Source organism: Pseudundibacterium arcticum (genome assembly GCF_042646465.1).
GTDB classification, from domain to species: Bacteria; Pseudomonadota; Gammaproteobacteria; order Burkholderiales; family Burkholderiaceae_D; genus Undibacterium_A; species Undibacterium_A arcticum.
The window spans coordinates 1-569 of sequence record NZ_JBHRTP010000123.1 but is presented as its reverse complement, the minus strand read 5'-3'; the positions used below and the strand labels follow the sequence as shown (position 1 = coordinate 569).

1 protein-coding gene is annotated in these 569 nt (G+C 55.7%); it reads right to left on the bottom strand.

What is annotated here, in order from left to right; all coding sequences use genetic code 11:
* On the bottom strand, window positions 1-484 hold a 484-nt coding region (locus tag ACFOFO_RS26385), incomplete at its 3' end, for a DUF4372 domain-containing protein (RefSeq protein ID WP_390333532.1).
* Between the last annotated feature and the right edge of the window lie 85 nt (window positions 485-569).

The window sequence follows — 569 nt, the reverse complement described above, 5'->3', positions numbered from 1 at the left end:
CGCGCAGATCGAGCAACGTGTGCAATTTGATTGCCGCCTTGGCCGATCGAAACGGTGCCCAGGGATACACCGACAGACACAGATCGATCGTCGTGGCGTCGAATGCGTACACCGTCGCGTCCAGGTCCACGCCGAACGGTTCGCTGGCATACAGCGGCCGTGCCATCGCGATCAAATGCTGAGCAAAGTCGGCATAGATTTGCCAGGGTCGCGTCGCGTTCGCGTTGGCCAGCGTATTGCGAGAAATCGTCGAGCATCGAAAACCCATGTGGTACAGCCGATGTGCTTGTGCGCGCAAATTGACTTCGATGTCGCGCAGCGACTCCCGATAGGTCAACTGCGCAAACGCCATGGCGAAGAACTGATCCAGACAGGAAAAGTCCTTGACCTTGTGTTCGCCCCGATGGGCTGCCACGCAGCGTCGAAAGGTGGTCAACGGCAAATAGGTCATGAGCTGCGAGAAAACGAGCTTGCCTTGATGCATAGGAGCCTTCGGCGGATATCCGCAAAAAGCGCCAATTTTGCGCCTCGACGTTCAAATCGAGACCAAACAAAAACATCAATTTATG